General features: G+C 61.3%; 17 protein-coding genes. 11 read left to right on the top strand and 6 right to left on the bottom strand.

The window, feature by feature from the left end:
- Positions 1 to 487 precede the first annotated feature (487 nt).
- Entirely contained in the window at positions 488 to 898 is a 411-nt protein-coding gene (locus LZC95_48100) for a RidA family protein (GenBank protein ID WXA94196.1), read from the bottom strand.
- A gap of 105 nt (positions 899 to 1,003) precedes the next feature.
- Between LZC95_48100 and LZC95_48095 the strand changes: the two genes are divergently transcribed.
- Genes LZC95_48095 through lspA form a run of 3 tightly spaced genes read left to right on the top strand, consistent with a single transcriptional unit; the run spans position 1,004 to position 2,674 of the window.
- Positions 1,004 to 1,681 (top strand): TetR/AcrR family transcriptional regulator, encoded by a 678-nt coding sequence (locus LZC95_48095; protein ID WXA94195.1) that lies wholly within the window; start codon positions 1,004 to 1,006, stop codon positions 1,679 to 1,681.
- A complete protein-coding gene (locus tag LZC95_48090; GenBank protein WXA94194.1) occupies positions 1,678 to 2,130 on the top strand; it encodes a hypothetical protein in 453 nt (150 codons plus the stop codon). Before LZC95_48095 ends, LZC95_48090 begins: the two co-directional genes overlap by 4 nt.
- A gap of 43 nt (positions 2,131 to 2,173) precedes the next feature.
- Positions 2,174 to 2,674, top strand: a complete 501-nt coding sequence (lspA, locus tag LZC95_48085; GenBank protein ID WXA94193.1) for a signal peptidase II — start codon at positions 2,174 to 2,176, stop codon at positions 2,672 to 2,674.
- Between the two features lie 36 nt (positions 2,675 to 2,710).
- On the opposite strand, the gene LZC95_48080 is transcribed toward lspA, so the two are convergent.
- On the bottom strand, positions 2,711 to 3,727 hold the full coding sequence (locus LZC95_48080; GenBank protein WXA94192.1) for a hypothetical protein: 1,017 nt from the start codon (positions 3,725 to 3,727) through the stop codon (positions 2,711 to 2,713).
- A gap of 246 nt (positions 3,728 to 3,973) precedes the next feature.
- Between LZC95_48080 and LZC95_48075 the strand changes: the two genes are divergently transcribed.
- From LZC95_48075 to LZC95_48055, 5 genes are all read left to right on the top strand, one after another.
- The gene (locus tag LZC95_48075; GenBank protein WXA94191.1) at positions 3,974 to 4,906 is read left to right on the top strand and encodes a LysR family transcriptional regulator; all 933 of its coding nucleotides are present in this window, start codon (positions 3,974 to 3,976) and stop codon (positions 4,904 to 4,906) included.
- A gap of 220 nt (positions 4,907 to 5,126) precedes the next feature.
- Positions 5,127 to 5,702, top strand: a complete 576-nt coding sequence (locus LZC95_48070) for an isochorismatase family protein (GenBank protein ID WXA94190.1) — start codon at positions 5,127 to 5,129, stop codon at positions 5,700 to 5,702.
- Positions 5,703 to 5,782: 80 nt separating this feature from the next.
- Positions 5,783 to 5,989: a XapX domain-containing protein gene (locus LZC95_48065; protein ID WXA94189.1), complete on the top strand. Its 207-nt coding sequence runs from the start codon at positions 5,783 to 5,785 to the stop codon at positions 5,987 to 5,989.
- Positions 5,990 to 6,655: 666 nt separating this feature from the next.
- Entirely contained in the window at positions 6,656 to 8,704 is a 2,049-nt protein-coding gene (locus tag LZC95_48060) for a hypothetical protein (protein WXA94188.1), read from the top strand.
- A gap of 253 nt (positions 8,705 to 8,957) precedes the next feature.
- Positions 8,958 to 9,935 (top strand): hypothetical protein, encoded by a 978-nt coding sequence (locus tag LZC95_48055; protein ID WXA94187.1) that lies wholly within the window; start codon positions 8,958 to 8,960, stop codon positions 9,933 to 9,935.
- 1 nt (position 9,936) lies between these two features.
- On the opposite strand, the gene LZC95_48050 is transcribed toward LZC95_48055, so the two are convergent.
- Together LZC95_48050 and LZC95_48045 are read right to left on the bottom strand one after the other, a co-directional pair.
- Positions 9,937 to 11,151 carry an alpha/beta fold hydrolase gene (locus LZC95_48050; protein ID WXA94186.1) on the bottom strand — a complete coding sequence of 405 codons (1,215 nt, stop codon included), beginning with the start codon at positions 11,149 to 11,151 and terminating at the stop codon, positions 9,937 to 9,939.
- A gap of 132 nt (positions 11,152 to 11,283) precedes the next feature.
- Entirely contained in the window at positions 11,284 to 11,865 is a 582-nt protein-coding gene (locus LZC95_48045) for a DUF3455 domain-containing protein (GenBank protein ID WXA94185.1), read from the bottom strand.
- A gap of 288 nt (positions 11,866 to 12,153) precedes the next feature.
- On the opposite strand from LZC95_48045, the gene LZC95_48040 reads away from it, so the two are divergent.
- On the top strand, positions 12,154 to 13,092 hold the full coding sequence (locus LZC95_48040; protein WXA94184.1) for a PKD domain-containing protein: 939 nt from the start codon (positions 12,154 to 12,156) through the stop codon (positions 13,090 to 13,092).
- Between the two features lie 68 nt (positions 13,093 to 13,160).
- On the opposite strand, the gene LZC95_48035 is transcribed toward LZC95_48040, so the two are convergent.
- The gene (locus LZC95_48035; protein WXA94183.1) at positions 13,161 to 15,086 is read right to left on the bottom strand and encodes a hypothetical protein; all 1,926 of its coding nucleotides are present in this window, start codon (positions 15,084 to 15,086) and stop codon (positions 13,161 to 13,163) included.
- A 177-nt stretch (positions 15,087 to 15,263) separates the two neighbouring features.
- Here LZC95_48035 and LZC95_48030 point away from each other — a divergent pair, with 177 nt between their 5' ends.
- Entirely contained in the window at positions 15,264 to 15,680 is a 417-nt protein-coding gene (locus LZC95_48030) for an HIT family protein (GenBank protein WXA94182.1), read from the top strand.
- Here the strand turns inward: LZC95_48030 and LZC95_48025 are convergent.
- Complete coding sequence (locus tag LZC95_48025) at positions 15,677 to 15,877, bottom strand: alpha/beta hydrolase (protein WXA94181.1); 201 nt, start codon at positions 15,875 to 15,877, stop codon at positions 15,677 to 15,679. The two genes, LZC95_48030 and LZC95_48025, sit on opposite strands and share 4 nt — an antisense overlap.
- Positions 15,878 to 16,208: 331 nt before the next feature.
- Here LZC95_48025 and LZC95_48020 point away from each other — a divergent pair, with 331 nt between their 5' ends.
- Entirely contained in the window at positions 16,209 to 17,519 is a 1,311-nt protein-coding gene (locus LZC95_48020) for a right-handed parallel beta-helix repeat-containing protein (protein ID WXA94180.1), read from the top strand.
- Positions 17,520 to 17,558 lie beyond the last annotated feature (39 nt).

Below are 17,558 nucleotides of genomic sequence, written 5' to 3'. Positions count from 1 at the left end.
GGCGTGAAAGCGAAGACGTTGACGCGCGGTATGCAATTTTCTTGGACATGGCGGCTTACTCCTTGTTGACGGCCGCGCTACGACCAGCGCACGGACGCGTAGCGCGAGGATTTCACAAGCCAACGGCCAACCGGCCGGAACGCCGCATGGAAACTCGCGACCGCGCGTCACACTGCGCAGAGCCGCAAGTTACTCACCGCAACGCTGCCTACTCTTGCACATTCGTCGTCGATTGCTTTCAAAATCGTTCGCTACCAAATGATTTCGACAATGGGCGGATTTGCAGGCCATCCGTTCGTCTGGTGGATGAAATCACGACAACGATTTTGCGGTATCGTCGCAAGGCGAATACGCCGACGAGGCCACGATGAGAAGCGGTGATGCACCAATGAGAGGAGCCAGCAGGCTCGAATCGGTCAAACCACCGTTGCGGATGGCCACGTCGACGTTCTCAGCGACGATATTTACAAAGAGGTTCGATGACCGTTCATCGAGGCGCGAGCGCGGACGGAGGAATGCGCGCGATGACCTTGATCTCGAAATCGAAACCCGCCAGCCAATTCACGCCCACCGCGGTCCAATTCGGATAAGGCGGGTCACCGATCGCCTTCCGTCGAATGGCGACAAACGTCTCGAACTGCGTGGCCGGATCGGTGTGGAACGTGGTCACGTCCACGACGTCATCGAACGTGCAGCCCGCGGCCTTCAACACCGCTGCGAGGTTGTCGAATGCAAGCTGGACCTGTTTCTCGAAGTCTGGTTCGGGCGATCCGTCTTCGCGGCTGCCGACCTGGCCCGAGACGAATAGAAAGTCGCCCGAGCGAATCGCCGCCGAATACAGGTACTTCTCGTACAACGCCTGCCTTCCCGCAGGAAAAACCGCATCGCGTTTGGCCATTGTTTCTCTCCCTAGCTTTGACATACGCTTCGTATGTCAATACGTTGGGACATACGCCCCGTATGTCAATCCGCATACGTGACGTATGTTTTCGTTGGAGATGCCGTGGCCGCTAAACGACGCGCGGAAATGGTCGAGGAAACGCGGGCAAAGCTCATTCAGGCCGCTCGGAGGGCGTTCGCCGCGCAAGGCTATGCGGCCGCGTCCATGGATGAGCTAACGGCCGAAGTGGGGCTGACGCGAGGCGCGCTCTACCACAACTTCGGCGACAAGAAGGGCTTGCTCCAGGCCGTGATCGACCAGATCGATGCCGAAATGGGGCTACGGCTGCGCGCCGCCGCCGAGCAGGCGGAGAACGCATGGGTCGGATTTCTCGACGCGAACATCACGTACATCGAGATGGCTTTGGAGCCGGAAATCCAGCGCATCATGCTGCTGGACGGACCGGCCGTGCTCGGCGATCCATCGCAATGGCCGAACCAAACCGCGTGCCTTCGCACGACGACGCAAACGATCCAGGCGCTCATCGACGAGGGCATGGTGAAGGCGGTGGATGCGGAAGCGGCCGCCCGACTGCTCAATGGTGCGGCGCTCAATGCCTCGCTCTGGATTGCAGCCTCGGAAGATCCTCACGCCGTCTTTGCAAAGGCCGTCGAGGCGTTCCGATGTCTTGCGACCGGTTTGCTCCGGGGCGAGAAAAAAAACGCGGGGCCATGTCGAGAACGCGAAGGCGGCTCCGACTCAGGGACGAAACCAACGTTTTCCCCTGGAGACGAGCCATGAACCCGAATCAAGCATCGAAGATCACCAAGCGCGGCGTCGGCAGCATCGTTGCGGGCTTGCTCGCGACGGCCATTCCACCCAGCATCGTCGATGCGGTGCTGCACGCGACGGGCATCTATTCACCCGCCGGCGAGGCCATGAACGATGGCCTCTTTTTGCTCGCGCTTGGCTACCGCATCCTCTTCACCATCGGCGGCGCGTACCTGACGGCGCGCATCGCAACCACGCGGCGCATGGGGCACGTCGTGGTTCTCGGCGCGATCGGCATGCTCTTGGGCACCATGGGCCTGGTCGCGACGTGGAATCAAGGCCCGGAATTCGGCCCCAAATGGTACCCCATCGCGCTGATTGTCCTGGCCATTCCGTGCACGTGGGCGGGCGGGCGCCTGCAAGGACGCACACGCAGCGGGCGAACCGCACTCGATGCGGGTCTCCCGCATTGCGCGTGACGCAGCCGGGAACAATCGACGCGCGCGCTTGGTTTCTCGCGGTATGGGTTCTCGCGGCACCGGGCTTTTCGCACGCGCTCTCTTGCTCCTCGGTTCCGCTGCGCTGGTCGGCTGCGATCACGCATCGAAGGCGATGGCGCTCCACGAGCTAGGCGGCGGCCGCATCGTGGAGCTTATCGCGGGCGTGCTCGATCTTCGGTATACGGAAAATCACGATATCGCCTTCTCGTTGCTTCGCGATGTCGCCATTCCGCACAAGCCCCTCGTGCTCGGCGCCTTCGCCGCGGCCGTCTTCGTCGGCATGTTGGTCACCTGGTGGCGTCGCCGCTACGCCCAGTGGCCCGAGCCGATGGGCTACGCACTCGTGGCCGCGGGTGCCATGGGCAATATCCTCGATCGATTCATGCGCGGGTTCGTGGTCGACTTCATTCATCTGACCCATTGGCCCGTCTTCAACGTGGCCGACATCCTCGTGGTCGCCGGACTCGCCTTCATCGCCCTCGGCGCGGCACGCCCCCGCACCCCGGCGCAGCCCTCGGTGTAGCGAGGACCGCGCCGCGAGAACGCGCGGGTTCTTTCGTCAGTAGGGAGGCGGTAGGGTTTCGCTGTAAAAGACGGCCTCGACCTCCTTGTACGTGGACGAGGAGTTCGGCGAGGTCGACCCCGTTAGTTTCGTGTAGAGACACGTCGTAAATAGCTTTACCGAGATCTCCGACGGGAAGGTGACGCCCTCGTACGTCACGCTGTACGCCTGGCGAGAAGCCTTGAGCGTGCCGGAAGAGCTGTTCGGCACGTACGTGTGATAGAATGGCACGTAATCGTTCGTATTATCCGTGCCCCGTAGATCGAGATGAATGTACGAATTCTCTTCGACATTGGCCGACACCCGGAGATCTTTGACGGTGTTTTTCGTCTGTTGCCCTCCGGCGACGTACGTCAGATCGATCCCTTTCGTGCTCTCGGTCCACGCCGCACAACCCGTCGCCGTATTGCAGCGGCGTTCGCGTAGGTACAAGTGAGGTTTGACGATGAGAGCCGAAGCCGAAGACCCCGGCGCGAAATAGTGAAGAACCTCGGCACGCGCGAGAGGGGTTCCCTGGCAGGTATTCGGATCGAAGACATCCACGGGCGCCGTAGTCGCTTTGCTCAAGCTCACGGTGAACGTCGAATTTTCCTGATTCACCTCGCGGAAGGCAATCCAATACGTGCCCGCCGTGGCGATCTTGTATGCAATATGCGCGTCCTTTACCCCGGAGCCGGCATTGTCGTTGGAGGCCAGGGTCTGGTAGTCGGCTCCCAACAGCCACGCAATCGCATCCGTTCCCGCGGTTCCGCGAACCCAGATATCGATGGAGTCGTTCGCACTGGCCGAAAAGCTGTACGCGCGATAAAGCGGAGTTTCCGTGTAGTCGACCGATTTGGTATCTCCATAAGCCATCGATCCGAGCTTCTCGTTGTCTTGAAGGGCGCGAAGCTCGGAGGCTGCACTTCCAGCAGCTTCTTCTCCGTCCGCGGGGGCCTCGTTCGCGCTGTCCGCAGCATTGGCGCAACCGATGGACAAAGAACTAGCCAGCAATACGATATGAAAAGATCGCATGAATCATCCTTGATGGTTGGACGAGGAATGCTCGACGACGCGTCGTCCTCGTAAATGAGTGTGCCGTTCAACGACACGGGCGCTTAATCGCAGCAACCGTGCCAGGCTCTCGACATCGCAAAATCTCGTGCATTCGCGCTTGCCGAAGCAGCGCCTGCCGCCATCGTTGGGTCCTGGACGGCCGAACGATGGGTCGTCGTGTACCCGTTCGAGCGGAGAGCGCGTCTTGGCGCTAAAAGGGACATCATGAGCGATGCCCTCCAACGACTCTCATGGGACGATCTCCGCATCATCAAGGCCATTGGCGAGGGCGGCGGCCTCGTGGCGGCGGCGGCGGCGCTCGCCGTGAACCATTCGACGATCTCGCGACGGCTCGCTGTGGTGGAACAAACCTTGGGCGTGGTCCTCTTCGATCGACGCCGGAGCCGCTATGCGCCTACGGCGGCCGGGGCCGACATGATTGCGCTTGCGGAACGCGTCGAACACGACATCCTGAACGTGGCTCGGCGCGTTTCGGGCAATGTCCAAAGCCACAAGGGCGATCTCCGCGTCACGACGAGCGACGCGTTGCTCTTGGATTTTCTCACGCCCATCATTGCGGAGTTCCAGGCCCGAAATCCGGAGATCCGAATCGAGGTGATCGTGGGAAACCGCGCGCTGAACCTGGCGCGAGGGGATTCGGACATTGCTTTTCGGGCGGCCACCTGCGCGCCGGAAGAGAACCTCTTCGGATCCAAGCTCGCAACCGTGGCATGGGCCATTTACGGACGCAGGCTCGACTACGTCGGAGCATCGCCCCATCGTGACGAACTCTATCGACGGCCGTGGGTATCGTACGGCAAGGGCTTGTCCGGCCTCAAAGCGCACAAGTTCGTCAACGACCACGTATCCCGCGAAAAAATCGCCTACCGGAGCGATTCGGTTGCGGGCGTCGCCTCGGCCATCGCGGCCGGGATGGGCGTCGGTTTTCTTCCCTGCATGCACGGGGATCTGGTGCCCGGCCTTCTACGCATCAGCGCCGTCGAGCCGGAGGTCTTCGACGAGCTCTGGGTTCTGACCCACCCCGATATTCGCAAGTCTGGACGGGTTTATGCCTTCATGAGGCATTGCGCGGAGGCCATCACCAAGCAACGCGAATTCATCGAGGGGAAGGTCCAATCCGCAATTTCGCGTGGTTGATTCCGCGAAATTGCACGCTCCCGCGCCGCGATGACTCCCTAGGATCGTCGTAACTCGATGACGCGCGGTTGGCCGATGGATCATCGGTGCCGCGCTCCATCGTCCAACGCCATCGAACCTAGAGAGGATCTTCATGAGCATCAAAGCCATTGCCAAGCCCGCCTCGACGCTCCTCAGCCCGAAAGATCACGCGCTGATTCTGATCGACCATCAATCGCAAATGGCCTTCAACGTCAAGTCGATCGACATCACCAATCTGCGCACGAATACGGGAATTCTCGCCCATACGGCAAAGGGTTTCAATGTCCCGACGATCGTCTCGACCATTTCGAAGGACACGTTCGCCGGCCCGTTGTTCGATGAAATCACGGCCGCGCTGCCTGAGGCGAAGATTGTCGACCGCACCACATCGAATGCCTGGGAAGACGAGAATTTCATTGCGCGCGTCAATGCCACCGGCAAGAGCCGTCTGGTGATTTGCGGGCTGTGGACCTCGGTTTGCTGCAATGGCCCCGTCCTGTCGGCGCTCGAGCAGGGCTACGAAGTCTACGTGGTCACCGATGCCTGCGGCGACTGCACGCCCGAAGCCCATGAGCGCGCGATCGAGCGCATGCTTCAAGCGGGCGCGCGCCCCATCACGGCCCTGACCTATCTCCTCGAACTGCAACGCGACTGGGCCCGCGTGGAGACCTACGAGCTGACCACCGGTGTTGCGAAGCGGTTCGGCGGCGCCTTCGGCGTCGGCATCCACTACGCGCATACGATGTTCGCCGTCCACGAGGGCAAGAAGGCCTAAGTCCTGGTGAATGGCTGCCCCTGGTATCGGGCGATGAATCGGATCACCCGATGCCATCGGGGGCGTTGCCCGAGGATGTCATGAAACCCTACTTCCTCTCGCTGGGTATCGGTGTGCTGGTGGGCATCATCTATTCGCTCTTCGGCGTGCGCTCGCCCGCCCCGCCCCTCATCGCGCTGCTCGGATTGCTGGGCATGCTGCTCGGCGAGCAGGCGGTCCCCTTCGCCAAGCAACGGCTGCATCCGCGACCAGACGCCTCCCAAGGCCCGGCGGCCCCACCGGACTAGTGGTCCGAGGACCGTCCGCCTTGACGGTCACGAGAAGTAATCCGTTCGCCATCTGACCGTTGAGGATGATCTCGCAGCGCGTGCCTTGATCCTGCGCTCCACCTCACACAACCGCGTTGGCGCGACGAGATCATGCTCCACATGGCTCTTCTCACTCGTCCAGAGGCCCAGCCGAACAGGGTGCAAGCACGCTAGTGCTTGGGAAACCGTCTTATGAAAAGACGTGCGCTACCATCGCGCTTGCGTATTCGCAACGATACGGCGAGTTCGCGCAACGGCGAATCTGCCCCGGGGTTCTCGACAAAGACATCCGCGACCGTAGCTTTGAAACGACGTTGTCATGTGACGGAAGTCATCGTCGCACGCCAATTAGAGACAACGGACTCGCGTTCGTCGGGGGGTAGCGGGATGACACAGATACGGCATAAGGCAGCTCTGGTACTCTTCCTGGTGAGCTGGGGCGCGGGCAGCTGCGCCATGACTGATCCGGGGGGGCCGCAAACACCGCCAACTGCGCCTCCGAAGGACGCGTCTAATCCCTACGGCGATGCCGGCTCACCAGACTCCGAAGCGGATGGCGCGCCACCAACACCGAGCGAAGATGGCGGTGGTCCACCTGCCCTAAGGGAGATCACGTTTGATACACCCGTTACGGGTGCGACACAGATGACTTGGCATATCGCAGGCGCAACGGATGGTGCGCAGGCGTTTTTTACGTGGACGGATCGCGCAGGTCTGTGGGGCGCTCGGGTGTTGGAGGATGGGACGGTAGTCAATCTAGGCGGTACCCGGATTCACGCCCAACCTTTCATTGGCGACCACGCCATAGGGTACGATGGCAAGCAGTTTATCGTCGCCTGGCTCCGCCTGCCGATAAATCCGGGCGGACCCGTAACCGCGATGGCGTCGCGTGTCGCACGCGATGGCACGATCCTGGACCCCGACGGCTTCGTCGTAGCGCCGACAGACGGGAATGCGACCTACGCGACTGTGACGCGTGACGGCGACGGGTCACGCGTGGGATGGATCTCGTACGAGCACAGCGAACAGTTCGTTTATAGCCGCGTCACCTCGACGGGCAGCCCAGGTCCGGTCACACGCGATGTTATCTCGAACTTGGAGCGAAACATCGCGCAGAGGCTTCCGGTCGCGATCTCGGTGGATGGGGCGCCAAAAGCATTCTGTGAAGACAATGGTTTTTACGGGCAGACCAAGCCGATTCTCGTGCAGGGTATTGGCCCTTGCAACGAACCTGGGGCGCCGATTCGAGACAATGGCATCTCCAATGCGCGATTTCCCGGCGCTGCGTATGGAGCTGGCATTTTGGCGCTGGGATGGCTCGAGGATGGCTCGGGAATCGTGCACGTGAAGCTTGGGGATAGTTCGGCATTTTCGCTCGGCGGCAGCGGCGAGGAACTGGCGCTCGGCTTCGACGGAACTCTCTTTCACGCGGTGTGGCTTACGAAGACGGCGCCGAGGCAACTCGTTGAGCAAAGATTTGCGCCTACGGGCACACTGATCGACAGTGCGCCGCTCTCCATTGCGCCCGCAATCGGCGCTTTTGCGATCGCTTGCCCCGGAGGAAGATGCATTGTCGCATTCCAGGACGCCGATGGTGTCGCGGCGAAACTCCTACCTATCGCGGACGCGAGCACAGTCGAAACGCGCATTGAGCTCGCAAGGAACGAAAACGAGGAAACCGGCGCGCGCGTGGCTGCGGGCCCCGAGGACGGGTACCTCGTTGCTTGGAAAGACAATCGAACGGATCCATCTGCGCGATCCATTTACGCCGTCCGAGTAGGGGTCGATGGCACCATTCTTGATTCACCGGCCCTTTCGGTGCTGGCGACCGAAGCGCAAAACTTCGCGATTTCAGCAACCGCTCGCCACTACGTGATCGCCTCCTCAAAGACATGGATCGCCCCCGAAGCCTCTGCGATTCGCCTCGTTCGAATCGATGCAGCCACGGGCGCCGTGCTAGATGCCCCTCCCATCCAGTTGCAAAGTGCGACAATTCCCGAGGAACCGGGTATTTCTTGCGAGGCGAGTCAGTGCCTCGTCGCGTGGCGCACTACGAACGAGACATATGCGCAGCGCATAGGTGACAATGGAATCCCCATCGATCCGTCACCTTTTGTTGTCGGTTCTTCGCAAGGTCGTGTGTCGGTGACGCACGACAATGCCGGCCACTATCTCCTATCTTGGGGTGAATTCGCGGTGCGCGTCGACGCGGCCACCGGGAGCATCCTAGATTCACCTCCGCTCGCTCTAGGGGACGGCATGGGCGATGTTTTTGGCAATGCTAGCGCGTCGAACGGCTCTGACTTTCTCGTTACGTGGAGTCGCAATCCGAATAAGTTGCTCGGTGCACGTATCACGGCAACCGGCAATGTGCTTGATCCCAATGGCTTCGTGGTCGCCTCTACGTGGGGATTCTCTGCACTGAGCACGCTCACTATTGACAACTATCTTTCGTGCTGGAGCGAGGCACGTGATGGAGAATGCGGTATCTACGGGGGAACCATCGGGACCAACGGAAGCATGGTTCCCCCGAATGGAGCACCCTACATAACGGTGCCCTGCGATGGCGCGTACGAGATTTTTGCGCCGGCGGGCGGCGGCGCCGCGAGCCACCGTGATGGGCGCGCGCTGCTCGTCTATGATCGGTTTGGCACCCGCACCCGCCGCATTCGCGGCCAGCTACTCGGTCCGTAAGAAACCTCTTTGGCACGGATGCATCTGGCCTTGCTCAGCGGTCCATTGATGGTCACGCACGTCTCACGCCAAGTGTAACACTCGGCCTAAACGCCCGGTCCGTTCGTAATGGTCGGAGGGGTGTCGCCCGATTGAAATGATTCCCGAGGCCAGTTTCACGACCTGGTACGCCACACGTCCACGTACCGACGAGAACGCGGGTGTGCAATTCGTTTGAACGGAGGTGCGGGGCACGGGCACCATCCGTCGAAACATGACATCGAATTGGAAGCGTACGCTGCTGGTTGTTTCGTTTGGCTTCGTTCCGTCGCTCATTCCGAAAGATGGGCACGCCGCGCAGGAGCTGGTGATCGAGGCGATCTACACGGCGCCGGGGCCTTGGGCCGTGGCGCATGAGAGCGTATACGACGCCAAGGCTTCGGCCACGTACGAGCTCTTTCGTCCTTCGGACTTGGGGCGCGCGGGGCATCGACACGCCGTGCTCGTATGGGGAAATGGCACCGGCGCGGTGCCGGGGCAATACAGCCGCTTTTTGAGCCACATGGCATCGTGGGGATTCGTCGTCGTCGCCTCCACGAGCCAGAACACCGGCACCGGGCAGGAGATGATTGCGTCGCTGGATTGGATCATGCGCGCAGACGAGGATCCCTCGTCGACGTATTACCATGCGCTCGACCGCCAAGCGGTGGGTACCTTCGGTCATTCGCAGGGAGCGGGCGGCAGCATCAACGCCTACAAGCTGGCGAATGCCTCCGGCGATGCGCATGCGCACGTTTCCACGGTGGTGCCCATCGAGTTGCCGGCGCAACGGTGGATATGCTTCAACAGCGGCGATCCCACCTGCAAAGAGCACAATTTCTACAGTGGAAGCGACATCACGTCGGGCTCGATTTTCTTCGTCAATGGGAACAAAGACGGCTTCATTTCACCGTCCAATCAGGATGCCACCACGGCGGGCGAGCAATCGATGCGCGCCTTCTACGATGCCGTGCCCGACGGCACCGTCAAGGCGCGCGCAACCTTGATTGGTGCGGACCACAACGATATTCAGGATTCGTGTTCCCAATTGGGCTGCGGCGGAATTGGCCCGCAGCCCTATTTTGGATACGTCACGGCCTGGATGCGCTACCGGCTCACGCGCGATCCGGTGGCGCGCTGGGCCTTCGCGGGGAGCACTCCCGAGTTTCTTCGCAATACGCTGCGATGGGAAAATCAGGCCCACCGGCCATGAGCTACGAGGCGATGCGGCGCCGCCGGAAAGCCATCAAGGCGCCGAGAAGGACCAAACCCGAAATCGGCACCTCGCTCGAACGCCGTGAAACGGTGCAACCGCCTTGCTCCTCGGCCTTCAATCCGTGATCGCGCTCGAGCGCCTCGAGAAAGGCATCTCCGAATTCCTTCTGGGCCGCAGCCTCCGAGGGCGCGGCCTGGTCACTGGCCAGATGCAGGCTTCCTCGTGCGCCCTGCGTTCGAAGGCCATTCCCGCCGCCGCAATCCTTCTGAAGCCCCTGCACCATTTTCGACAACGCTTCCTCGTTGCCCAGCATGTCGTTGTGCATGTTTGCCGTCACGTTCGAGGTCAAAAGGAAATTTTCGGTGCTCGACGACTCGTCTTGCCATCCCGTGCTTCCTCCGACGAGAAAGTCCCCGACGCCGACGATATTCGTGTAGCAAATCCCCGGTGAGGCGTCGTTGGTCCGCAACGATCGCCCATTGGTCGCAAACCGAAGGAACGTGCCCGGCGGCTCCGAGGGACCGCCGTGCAAGTCGTTCCAGTAGTTGGCGTCGAACAAATCTTCCACGAAGGGTGATTGCAACGTACCGGCCAGTGTTCTATCGAGGTTGAAGGTCGATACCAACGTATCGACGACTTGCTTCACCGTGAGGCCAGGATAGAACTGGCGCCCGAAGGCCAAGAGATTCGGCAGGTACACGTCGGAGTCGAAAAAGCGAGGCACCCCGAGGTGGCCGTACGGATGGTGCAGCCCGCCGAAGGAAACGAATGCGTGCACCTTCGACGCCCCGCCCTTTTTGAGGACGTAGTCGTCGAGCACCCCGGTGCCGGCGGAATGCCCAACGACGTCGACCTTCTTGGCTTTCGTGTAGTCGAGAGCGGCGTCGATGTACTCGGAAATCTGGTCGGCGCTATTCCAAATATGGTCCTGACCGTACCCGCCGCCGCCGGCGAGGTTGATGGGGCCATAGTTCATCCCGCAGACGCAGTAACCTTCGCGCGTGAGCCGCTCCGAAATGGCGGTCAAGCCGCCGTAGTTGCCGCCTTGACCGTGGACGAGCACGACCGGGTACGGTTTCTCGTTCGTCAGCTTGCAACGCTTGAAAAGATCGCTGGATCCGTCGACGAGGGGATCGGCTTGCGCAGGCGTGGCCGCCGTGAGCGCCAATAGCAGCACCGAGCCGAAGGTGATAACGCTTTTTGCGAGACGCATCGCCGTTCGCAGAGCAGGAGGCGTGCCGGCTGCGTTCGTGCGGATCTTCCGAGAATTTTCGCCTTAACTGCGGAACGATTCGTTCCATCGGGGAAAGGACGGCTCCGCGCATACCCGCATATCGCGCCAGCTCTATTCCTGACTATCCAGTCGATAGAAGAGATAATCCGCCGCGTAAGGCACGCGGACTTCGGCGCCATTGGTGCAGTTGCCCGCCGGCGCGACCCCACCGGCGGTGTTGAGCCGCTGGAGGTGGAGGACGCCGGCCAAACGACCCGCACCATCCTGGCCAACCACGGACAACAACAGCCACGGAATATCGTGTGCGGAATCGGGCGCATTCACCTCGGCCACCTTCGCAGCCCTGACCTTGCTGCCATCGCGCCATTGCCAGTTCGGTCCAAAAAAATGATTGCCGACGAAGCGACCATTTCGATTGAGCAGATTCGCCTCGGGGGCAATGTTCAGCCACGCACCCGCCGTGCAGCGGTAGATCTGTACGCCGACGCCGCGCACCTTGGCCGTGAGGCATTCGTCGTCCGGCACGGCCAGGGCGGCCGGAATGCCCGGGGGGGCGGGGCGACAACGATCATCGTCCCATCCGTCGTCGTGCAGCGCGGTCTCTTGCGAAGCGGAATCCGATGCTTCATCCGGGTGCCCAGCGCACGCAATGACCATCACGCCCATCGCCAATGCGAAATATCCAATTTTCATGTACTACTCCGTTCTTCGAGAATCGACCAGGACACCATCACGTTGTGTGCCGGGCTCGGAGCTCGCGAAATACGTCGAATCACGCGACCTTCGTTGCGAGTTGCAACCGACAGGCTTGCACGATGCAACATTCTTCATCGTTTCGGGAGGTGCGCCACAATGTGCCTGAGCGCATGACTCGAACGTCGCACCGACATACAAGCGAACGCGTCCGTAAATTCGTCGATGAAATCTAATTTTGCGCCACCCACGGAGGACGCGCGTCTGTTCTTCGGAGGATCACTTCGGATGAACACTTACTTTGGAAGAACGCTTTCGTGTGCATTGCTTGGAATCCTTGCTTTGGCCGGTTGCAGTAGTGACGGTGACGACAATCGCGCACCCATTGCCAATGCAGGCACCGCCCAGTCCGTGAAAGTGAACCAGAAGGTGACGCTCGATGGGTCGAATAGCAAAGACCCGGACGGTGACAAGATCACCTTCAAATGGGCGATTACCAAGCAGCCGAAGGGAAGCACGCTCAAAATCGACGACACGTCGGCCAAGCCGAGCATGACCCCGACGGTCGTGGGCGATTATGACGTCGAGCTGACCGTGAGCGATGGCCGCGCCTCGGGAAAGGCGACGGTCAAGGTCACCGTCACGAGCGATCGCCAGAACGGAAAGCCGTCGTCCAAGGCTACCGGGCCCTCCAAGGTACTCGTGGGCAACAACGTGGCACTCGACGGATCGCAGAGCAGCGATCCGGACAAGGACAAGCTGACGTACAAATGGACGCTCAAGACGAAGCCGGCGACGAGCAAGGCTGCCTTGAACGACGCCGCCGCGGCCAAGCCGACCTTCAAGGCCGATCTGGCCGGCGACTACGTGGCATCCCTCATTGTGAATGACGGCAAGGTCGACAGCGACGCGGCGGAGGTCAAAATCCGCGCCGTCGCCAGCAATGCAAGACCCGTAGCCAATGCGGGCAACGCGCAAACGGTCATCGCCGCCGCGACGGTCACGCTCGATGGCAGCGCAAGCTCCGACGCGGACCCGGGCGACACGCTTTCATTCGCGTGGACGCTCAAGTCCAAGCCGGCCGGCAGCACCGCCGCCTTGAGCGATGCCACCACGAAGAAGCCGACCTTCAAGGCCGACAAGGTCGGTGTTTACGAGATCGAGCTCGTGGTCAACGACGAACTCGAAAACAGCGCGCCGGCCACCGTGAAGATCACGGCGCAGTAATTCGCACTTGCTACGGGCGCACTCGAGTTCCAGCTCGAGGCGCCCGCGCGCAAGCACTTGTACCACTTCTACGGAGCAAGCCCGGCGGGAAGATCGGGCGCGACCCTCGCGCACGGGATCCACAGATCGATTCCAGAGCCCCGATCACCGGTGCGGTTGTAGTCGGGCCCCCAATTGCGGCGCTCGTAAATCGCATATTCTTGATCGCTGATCATGCCCGCCGCCAGGACCTCGGCGCGCTCCAGCCGACAAACATCGGCGTCGGTTTTGATTTTCGTCTGGAGGGTGGGAATTCGGTCGAGCGGCGACAGGTCCTCGATCTCGTTGTTTCCTTGAATTTTCACGGACACGAGCGCGGGCAATGCCGTGAGTGGTTCCACGTTGACAAGTCGATTGTACGCCACATTCAATCGGGCAAGGCGCGGCAGCGCGGGAAATGAGGCAAGGCTTCGCAATTGATTTTGCCTTAGGTTCAGCGCTTGCAGCGACGTTGCACCGCGGAGTGGGCGAATGTCGACGAGTCCCTTGGCATGAAGATCGAGCGACGTCGCAACGGCGAGCTTGTCGGCGGCCATTTCGCACGAGAGCCCGCGTGCGCCCAATTGATCACGAATGGCATCGAGCGTCTTGGTGCTCTCGACCGACGGTTCGAAACCGGAGCAATATTCGAAGAACCCGGGGGCCTTGACGAGGCTTTCCAGATCGTAGCGATAATCCGGGCCTTTGAACCGTTCCGCGAGCGCAGTCTCTGCAGCCTCGCATTCACCGAGTCGCGAATAGCAGGTGCGGAGGACACGGCCCGTTTCGACCATCTGATTGAGAATGTTCCGGTGGGTTGCATCGAACGCCGTTCGCTCCTCGGACGTGAGCCGAAACGCCGTCCCGAGGAGTGTCTCGACGCGCGCACGATCGCGCGCGAGGTCCCGAAGACGCTGGTGGAGCTGAACGCGCGCACTCGCCACGCCGGGCGGCGTGACGGGGCTCTCTTCATCGACGATGTTGGAATACCCGGCCTCCCTGTAGCTCCGCGTCACATACGCCAGCACGGCCGCGCCGGTTGGGGCATGGATGTCATAAGAAAGGTTTTCGATCTGCTTTGGAAAGGAGGTGTACGCATACCCGCGGACGCGGGCCAACGCGTCGTTGCAATCCTGCGGCGCCGAGAGCGAACACGTGGTCGTCGCGATGCATTTCTTGGCGACACCGCTCGAATCGGCAGGCACATTGTCGCCGGTCTGGCATTGCGACTGCGCAAACATCGATCCGAGCTTTTTGGGATCGCCACCGAGCTGATAGGCCGAAATGGTGACATGCGCGCTCTTGGCACTGCCCGGCTCCTCGAGATGGAAGGCCTCTCCGCTTTCGAAGCCGGCGCGGACTTTGGCTTCCAGGGACCTGCGAAAGGCATCCATCGCACTCCGGTCGAGGTAGTCGACCCCGACGTTGACCCAGAGCCCCGCACCAAGTTGGACCTCGCTCACGAACTCCGTGCCGCATGCTTGCTTCACGGCCTCGGCCCCTTCCGCCTTTGCGTCCAGCGCGGCCTGGGTCGGAACGCCATTAACGAGGACGGCGCTTTTACCCTGCACGCGGTAGCCGTACGTGACACTTTGGCGCGACGCCGTCGACTCGGCCGTGGTCACGAATCGCGCGGCCAAGTTGTCCATCGCGGGCGCAAACGCCGCGGGTCCCTCCTCCACGCCGACGTCGGAGGCAAGCTGCCACGCACCATCGACGCGCGTGAGGCCCAACCCACCCGACGAGCCGCCGGCGTATCGAACCTCGCCCGAAAGGCAGGTGCCGGTAAACGCTCGACGGTCGACGGCATAGCCGGAACCGAGAACCGCCCCGCCTGCCACGGAGGGTGGCGTCACCCGGAGGGGCTGCCCGATATCGCCCGTCGTCTCCTCGGGATGATCGGGAGGAAGGGAGCACGCTGCGGAAAAGGAAAGAACGAAAGCGGATAAAAGCGACCGAGAACGGTAACGTTGCATGCTGCCGTTACGGCTCTCGTGCGCGTTTGATCTGGAGAATCGCGAGCGTCGTCGACCCGACACCGCCAGGCCCGGTGAAGTCCGCTTCAGTCCGATCGCACGCGGACTCGCTTGCGCACGACGCGCACGGGCGGCGAGAATCGAGGCAAGGCGCCGCGGGCGCGTGAGGAGGATCCGATGGCCTACGATCAAAGCAACGTATTCGCAAAGATCCTTCGCGGAGAGATGCCGTGCGTTCGGTTATGCGAGTCCGACACGACGCTCGCCATGATGGACATCATGCCTCAATCCAAAGGGCACGTGCTCGTCTTGCCGAAGGAGGCCGTGGAGACATTCTACGAGTTGTCCGAGAACGGCGCGTTCGAATGCATGAAGACGGTGAAGCGCGTCGCACTCGCGTTGCGGACGGTGCTCAATCCGGAAGGCCTCTTCATCGGGCAGTTCAACGGCGCGGCCGCGGGACAGACCGTGCCGCACCTGCATTTTCACGTGATCCCACGCTGGGCGGACCAGCCACTCAAGTTGCATGCGCGTGAGATGGCGGATACCGCGCAGCTCGAAGCGCTCGCCGCACGGATTCGTTCCGCGCTCTAGCCGAGCGACGCGACGAATTCATGAATCGCACGCGCATGCTCTTGGGGAACTTCGAAGTGCACCATATGCCCCGCATTCGGTAGCACCGCCATGTGGGACCCTTGGATTCCTTGGTGCATGATATTGGCCATTTTGACGGAGCAGACGAAATCACGTTCCCCCACCAGGATGAGCGTGGGCATTTTGATTTCGCTCAAGCGAGCACGCACGTCGTACGGCGGCTGCGGCTTGGGCTTGGTTCCCGGGGTGTGCGGTTTTCGCCGCTCGGACCGCTCGAAGTAGTATTTGACTGTGCAATCATGACCGGCCCGGTTCCGTACACGCGGTAGACAATCGACGCGTCGCCGACGACGCCCGTGTGCTCCCCAGGCGAGAGCCGATTTTCAGCCGATCCAACGGACGCGACGGACGCAGGCGCTTTCGGCTGCGAGCATGCCGTGGCCAGGATACTTGCCAGTACGAGGACCGTTCGACGAAGGGCTCGCCGCAACGGCCCGGCGCCCCCTGACGTGAGCGTATACTCCGGTCATGAGAACATGCGCCTTCCACGGCATGACCCTAGCGCTCCTCGCCCTCGGCGCCTCTTTGCTCGCGTGCAGCAGCGACGATTCGCAGAATCCGCCGGGCGATCCCTCGTGCACCGCGGCCAACCGGTGCACCTTCTTTGCAAGCGGAACCAGCGAACTCGAGATTCAAAATCGAATCGCCACCATCCGCTCGGGCGAAAGTGTCAAGTTTGGTGAGGGCACGTTCACGTTCACCAACCAGATTGCGTTGCCTTCCAATGTCAACGACATCGCCTTGCTCGGCTCAGGCCGCGAGAAGACGGTGCTGGACTTCGCCGGGCTGACAACGGCCAACGACAGCGTCTATGCCCAATACGTGCGGAATCTGCGCATCGAGGGTTTCACCGTGAAGGACCCGCCCGGCAACGGCGTCAAAGTTCTGCAAAGCACGAACGTCGTCTTTCGCGATTTGAAGACCTACTGGTCCTCGGAGGACACGTCCAAACACGGCGGCTATGGTCTTTATCCCGTCCAGTCGACCGATGTGCTCATCGAGAAGAGTCTCGTCATTGGCGCATCGGATGCGGGAATCTACGTGGGGCAATCGAAGAACATCGTGGTGCAAAATAACGAGGCGCACGGCAACGTCGCAGGAATCGAGCTCGAAAATTGCTTCACCGCCGACGTATACGACAACGAGGCGCACGACAACGCCGCCGGAATTCTCGTCTTCGACGTACCGAATCTGCAACAGGTCGGCGGACACGATATACGCGTCTTCAAAAACCGCGTTCGCGAAAACAACGGAACCAATTTCGCCCCCTCGGCCCTGGTGCGGCACGTGCCAGGAGGAACCGGGGTCGCCGTCCTGGCAAGCACCAACGTCGAGGTTTTTCAGAATACATTCGAAAAGAACAAGACGGCGCACATGTCGATTCTCAGCTTTCTCGTCGTGGAGCAAACCACCGATCCGAATTATGCGCCGTACCAGTGGCCAAGCAAGATTCACGTCCACGACAACACGTTCACCGAAGGCGGCACCGCCCCCGACATCAGCAAGGAACTCGGCGCCCTTCTGACCCTCGGCCAATTCCCCGAGAACAACAGGGTTCCCGACATGCTCTACGATGGCATCCTGCCCCCAGGAGCCCAGGGCCCCAACCCGCAACGCATCTGCCTCGAGCACAACGAGGGAAGCGCCTTATCGGCCTTCTCCAATCTGCATTTGGACAAGTTCGACCGAACCAAGCTCAATCTCGCCGAGGTGCGCGAAATGAACCCACCGGAGTTCGTATGCGAGCTCCCGCCCGTGCCCCCCGTCCGGCTACCGTAAGCTCTCTGCGCGGCGTTGGCCCGTGCTCGGATGCGAGCA

The organism is Sorangiineae bacterium MSr12523 (assembly GCA_037157775.1).
GTDB classification, from domain to species: domain Bacteria; phylum Myxococcota_A; class Polyangia; order Polyangiales; family Polyangiaceae; genus Pendulispora; species Pendulispora brunnea.
This window is presented reverse-complemented; position numbering and strand designations above follow the sequence as displayed.